This is a genomic window from Cryobacterium sp. 10I1, from assembly GCF_035019805.1.
Lineage (GTDB): Bacteria > Actinomycetota > Actinomycetes > Actinomycetales > Microbacteriaceae > Cryobacterium > Cryobacterium glucosi.
The window spans coordinates 1-4,792 of the sequence record NZ_JASJVF010000242.1 but is presented as its reverse complement, the minus strand read 5'-3'; the positions used below and the strand labels follow the sequence as shown (position 1 = coordinate 4,792).

5 protein-coding genes and 1 pseudogene are annotated in these 4,792 nt (G+C 67.2%); 1 reads left to right on the top strand and 5 read right to left on the bottom strand.

The window, feature by feature from the left end; all coding sequences use genetic code 11:
* From QN345_RS15610 to QN345_RS15595, 4 genes are all read right to left on the bottom strand, one after another.
* Nucleotides 1-241, bottom strand: a 241-nt coding sequence (locus QN345_RS15610) for a hypothetical protein (RefSeq protein ID WP_323508840.1), incomplete at its 3' end; no start/stop codon positions are given.
* A 2-nt stretch (nt 242-243) separates the two neighbouring features.
* Nucleotides 244-1,062: a carbohydrate ABC transporter permease gene (locus QN345_RS15605; protein WP_134446835.1), complete on the bottom strand. Its 819-nt coding sequence runs from the start codon at nt 1,060-1,062 to the stop codon at nt 244-246.
* Nucleotides 1,062-1,979 (bottom strand): carbohydrate ABC transporter permease, encoded by a 918-nt coding sequence (locus QN345_RS15600; RefSeq protein ID WP_134446837.1) that lies wholly within the window; start codon nt 1,977-1,979, stop codon nt 1,062-1,064. Before QN345_RS15600 ends, QN345_RS15605 begins: the two co-directional genes overlap by 1 nt.
* A gap of 10 nt (nt 1,980-1,989) precedes the next feature.
* Nucleotides 1,990-3,297 (bottom strand): ABC transporter substrate-binding protein, encoded by a 1,308-nt coding sequence (locus tag QN345_RS15595; RefSeq protein ID WP_134446839.1) that lies wholly within the window; start codon nt 3,295-3,297, stop codon nt 1,990-1,992.
* 135 nt (nt 3,298-3,432) lie between these two features.
* Between QN345_RS15595 and QN345_RS15590 the strand changes: the two genes are divergently transcribed.
* Complete coding sequence (locus QN345_RS15590; RefSeq protein ID WP_134446841.1) at nt 3,433-4,461, top strand: LacI family DNA-binding transcriptional regulator; 1,029 nt, start codon at nt 3,433-3,435, stop codon at nt 4,459-4,461.
* 93 nt (nt 4,462-4,554) lie between these two features.
* On the opposite strand, the pseudogene QN345_RS15585 reads toward QN345_RS15590, so the two are convergent.
* Nucleotides 4,555-4,792, bottom strand: a pseudogene (locus QN345_RS15585) (hypothetical protein); the annotation flags it as partial.

Below are 4,792 nucleotides of genomic sequence, written 5' to 3'. Positions count from 1 at the left end.
GGGTGGAGTACTCCCACGAGCCCATGAGCTCGAAGGCGGCCTTGCCGGTGCGGAGCAGAGCGGGCGAGCCGCCGTCGTTGGAGGCGCCGACCCAGACTCCGTAGAGCTGGGCGACCTTCTCGCGCAGGGTCATCGCGGCGAGGAGGGTGTCGACGCGCTCGGCGGGGGAGCGTGCGGTGTCCTGCCAGGCGTGCGGCGCTGCATCCACCGGGGAAGGGGCTGGGGAGAGTGTGTCGGTCATGATTACTTGCCTCCGACGCCCATGAGGCCCTGAACAAGGGCGCGCCGGGCGAATAGGTACACGAAGAGAACCGGGAGCATCGAGAGCAGCACGGCCGCCATCAGCCCCGGAATGTTGACACCGTACTGCGACTGGAAGTCGAACAGTCCGAGGGTGATCACCTTGGTCGAGGCCGACTGGGTCAGGATCAGGGGGAACAGGAAGCCGTTCCAGGCCTGCAGCGCGGAGAAGACGATGATCGTCGAGATGCCGCTCTTGGAGAGGGGAAGCACGAGCTGGAAGAAGCTGCGCATCGGCGTCGCACCGTCCATGGCCATGGCCTCGTAGAGCTCCGGGGTGATGTCGCGCATGCTGCCGGTCAGGATCAGGGTGCAGATCGGCAGGCAGAACGCCGCCGTCGGCAGGATGATGCCGATCAGGCTGTCGTAGAGCCCGGCGACCGAGATCAGGTAGAAGATCGGCACGATGACGGCCTGAGCCGGGATCGCGAGTCCGAGCAGGAAGGTGCGGAAGATCAGCGAGATGCCCCGGCTGCGGCTGCGGACGACCGCGTAGGAGAGCGGTGGGACGACGAGCACGACGATCGCGACGACGCTCACCGTGACGATGACGGTGTTCCACACGTAGGTGAGGAACCCGCCCGTGACGAGGGCGCCGAAGTTGTCGAGGGTGAACGAGCTTGGCAGAGACAACGGGCCGGCGGATGCGTAGCCCTGCTGCGTCTGGATCGTCGCCGTGACCATGACGTAGATCGGGACGAGGACGATCAGGAGCCAGATGATGCTGCCGGCCCCGGCGAAGTAATTCGGTCTGGGCTTCATCAGATGCCTTCCTGGGCGCTGTTCATCTTGTCGTAGCCGGTCGCCCTGACCATGATGAGCGAGATGGCCGTCGCGATGACCACGAGGACGAGCGCGATCGCGCTGCCGACGCCGAAGTCGAAGGACTGGAACGCCTTCCGGTACATGTAGTACGGCGTGATGGTGGTGTCGGTGCCCGGCCCGCCCTTGGTCAGGATGAGCACGGTGTCGAAGGTGGTGAGGCCGCCGACGACCATCAGGATGCCGGAGGTCACGATGGTGTTGCGCAGCTGCGGCAGGGTGATGCTGAAGAACTTGCGCATCGTGCCTGCGCCGTCGATCTCGGCGGCCTGGTAGAGCACGGGCGGGACCGACCGGGCAGCGCCCTGGTAGAGCAGGGTGTGCAGCGGGGTGAACTGCCACGCGCCGACGAAGGTCAGCACGGCGATCGCGCCGGCCTGGCTGCCGAGCAGGTTGCCGTCGCCGCCGAAGATCCCGGCCAGCTGGCCGGGGATGCCGAAGTTCGGGTCGAGCAGGGCCCGCCAGAGCACCGAGACGGCCGCGGAGGAGAGCAGCAGCGGGATGAAGTAGATCGCGGAGAGGACGGCGCGGTTCTTCTGCTGTCCCGCGGCCCAGACGCCGAGCAGGATGCTGAGCGGGGTCTGGATGACGACGCCGAGCAGGGTGAGCAGGGCGCTCAGCCAGAGGCTCTGCATCATGACCTTGTCGCCGAGGAGCTTGTTCCAATTGGAGAGCCCGTTGAACTCGGGAGAGCCGAGGCCGCTCCAGCTCGTGAAGGACATCACCGCGACGCCGATGAGGGGGACGATCGCGAAGAGGGCGAAGAAGATTGTGGCGGGGAGGGCCCAGGCGAAGCCCGGGCGGCCCACGTTGGGGCCGCCCGAGTGCCGTGAGCGCCCGGTGGTTGGACGCTTCATGGTCAGTTACCTAGAGTGCCTGCATCGCGGAGATGAAGCCGGCGACGTCGAGCTTGCCGGTGAAGAACTGCGAGACCGCGGTCTTCATGTCGGCGGATGCCGACTGGGGGTAAGCCTGGTCCCAGGAGAGCTGGAACGCGGGTGCGTCCTTGACCAGGTTGAACTGGAAGGTCGCGTATGCCGGGTCGGCGGCCTGGTCGAGGAACTTCTCGGTCGTGGTCGTCGTGGGGAGGTTGCCGATGCCGAGCTGGGCCTGGACGAACTCGTCGGAGTACATCAGCTTCAGGAAGTCGCGGGCGGTGTCCGGGTAGCGGGTGGCCTTGATGACCGAGTAGTAGTTGTTCGTGTTGCCGACGAGGTCGGCGCCGTCACCCTTGCCATCGGCGATCGACGGGAAGCCGGTGTAGCCGAGGTTGGCTTCGGTCCACGCCTTGTCCGCGGTCTGCTGGGTGGAGTACTCCCACGAGCCCATGAGCTCGAAGGCGGCCTTGCCGGTGCGGAGCAGAGCGGGCGAGCCGCCGTCGACGAAGCTCACGGAGTCGAAGTTGGTGCCGAAGGCGCCCGCGTCGATGAGGGACTTGAGCTTGGTGAGTGCTGCCTTGCCGTCGGCGGAGTCCCAGACGGTGGTGTCGCCGCCGATGGCCTTCGTGAGGAGGTCGGGGCCGGCGACACGGTCGAAGAGGTACTCGAACCACATCAGGGTCGGCCACTGGTCGGCGCCGCCGAGGGCGATCGGGGTGATGCCCTTCGCCGTGAGGACCTTGACGTCGGCGAGCAGGTCGTCCCACGTCTTCGGGGCGGTGATTCCCGCATCCGTCAGGACCTGCTTGTTGTTGAACAGGATGACCGGCTGGGTGCCGCGCATCGGGATGCCGTACGGCACGCCGTCGATCGCGGCGGCGTTGAAGACCGAGGGCAGGAAGCTCGACTCGAGGGCCGGGTCCGACTTGATCATGTCGGTGAGGGGGAGGAGGAGGTTGGCCTTCACGAACGGCTGGATGCTGCCGCCGCCCCAGTTGAAGAAGACGTCGGGCGCCGCGTCGGTGCTGATGATCGTCTGGAGCTTCTGCTGGTAATTGGCGCCGGGGATCCGGTCGAGGATGACCTGGACCTTGGAGGTGGCGTTGAATTTGTCGACCATGGCCTGCTCGACGGTGTTACCCGCGTCTCCGTAGACGGCGACGTGGATGACATTCTCCGGACGGTTGCTGTTGGCTGTGCTGCCTGATGTGCCGGAGCACGCGGAGAGCGTGACTCCCAACGCGATTACTGCGGATGCGGCGACGGCTCGTTTGAGCCACCTGCTCGTGTTCGACATTGAACGCCTCTCGAAAGTTTCGGCGAAGTTGCCGAAAGTGATTAGGATGACTGGAGTCTATGGCGCAGGGTTTGTTGCGTCAAGCGACAAACCAAACGGATGCACGGAGCCGAGGCTTCGGGGAAGAATGAGGCCATGTCGATCGTCGAAGAAAGCCGGGAGAGTCCGGACCGCGTGACCCTGTCGGCGATCGCCGCGCTCGCGGCCGTATCGCTCTCCACCGTGTCCAAGGTGCTCAACGGCCGCGGCGACGTCGCCCCCGCGACGCGCACCCGGGTCGAAGAGCTGCTCTCCCGCAACGGGTACAGCCGCCGCGGCGACGCCGCAGCTTCCGCGCCGTTGCTCGAGCTCGTCTTCCACGAGCTCGAGAGCGTCTGGGCGATCGAGATCATCCGCGGGGTCGAGCGCGTCGCGCGGGCGAACGGGCTCAGCATCGTCCTCACCGAGAGCGGCGACAGGCACGCGCCGTCCGTGGAATGGATCGACGGCGTGATCGCCCGCAATCCGGTCGGCGTGATCCTGGTCTTCTCGGACCTCTCAGGGGAGCAGAAGCAGAAGCTCGCGACCCGCGGTATCCCCTTCGTGGTCGTCGACCCGGCGGGGGAGCCGACCCCGGACGTTCCCTCGATCGGCTCGGCGAACTGGTCGGGCGGCCTCGCGGCGACCCGGCACCTCATCGACCTCGGGCACACCCGGATCGGCATGATCGGGGGTCCGGTCGACATGCTGTGTTCGGTCGCGCGGATCGGCGGGTACCGTGCCGCGCTCGAAGCGGCCGGAATCGCCTACGACTCCTCCCTCGTGCTCGACGGTGACTTCCACCCGGAGGGGGCCCGGGTGCGCGCGGTCGAGCTGCTCGACCGGCCGGACCGGCCGACCGCCATTTTCGCGGGGAGCGACCTCCAGGCCATGGGCGTGTACGAGGCGGCCAGGGCGCTGGGGCTGCTCATCCCTGCCGATCTCTCGGTCGTCGGCTACGACGACCTCCCCCTCGCCCGGTGGGTCGGGCCGCCGCTCACGACGATCCGGCAGCCGCTCACCGAGATGGCGGAGGCCGCGGCGAATCTCGCGGTCAGCATGCGGCATTCCCCTGGCGGCACCGTGCAGCGGATGGATCTTGCGACGAGCCTCGTCACGCGGCACAGCACGGCCCCTCTCGCCTGACTCCCAACCGATTCGACGGACTCTTCTGGTCCATTTCGCGGGGGAGCGGGTGTGAAGGGCTTTCCGGGCAGAATCCCCGTCGAATCGGTTCGGTCAGGGCGTGGCGGATGCCGTCGGCACGTAGTCGAAGCCGGTGACCGTGACCGGGTGGCCGGGCTCGCCGCTCACGAAGGGCCCGACGACGGTGCCCACGAAGCCGCCGGCGCGCTCGGTCGTCAGGAGGGCGGCATCCGTCACGGCGACGACGCGCGTCTCGCCGGCGACCTGGTTCTGGATCTGGCTGATCTGCTGGTCGGTCTTGTTGTCGGCGTACTGAAGGTCGACGGTGCAG

Coding starts and splice junctions, on each gene's coding strand:
- QN345_RS15605 (WP_134446835.1), bottom strand. CDS start 1,062: ATGAAGCCCAGACCGAATTACTTCGCCGGGGCCGGCAGCATCATCTGG.
- QN345_RS15590 (WP_134446841.1), top strand. CDS start 3,433: ATGTCGATCGTCGAAGAAAGCCGGGAGAGTCCGGACCGCGTGACCCTG.
- QN345_RS15595 (WP_134446839.1), bottom strand. CDS start 3,297: ATGTCGAACACGAGCAGGTGGCTCAAACGAGCCGTCGCCGCATCCGCA.
- QN345_RS15600 (WP_134446837.1), bottom strand. CDS start 1,979: ATGAAGCGTCCAACCACCGGGCGCTCACGGCACTCGGGCGGCCCCAAC.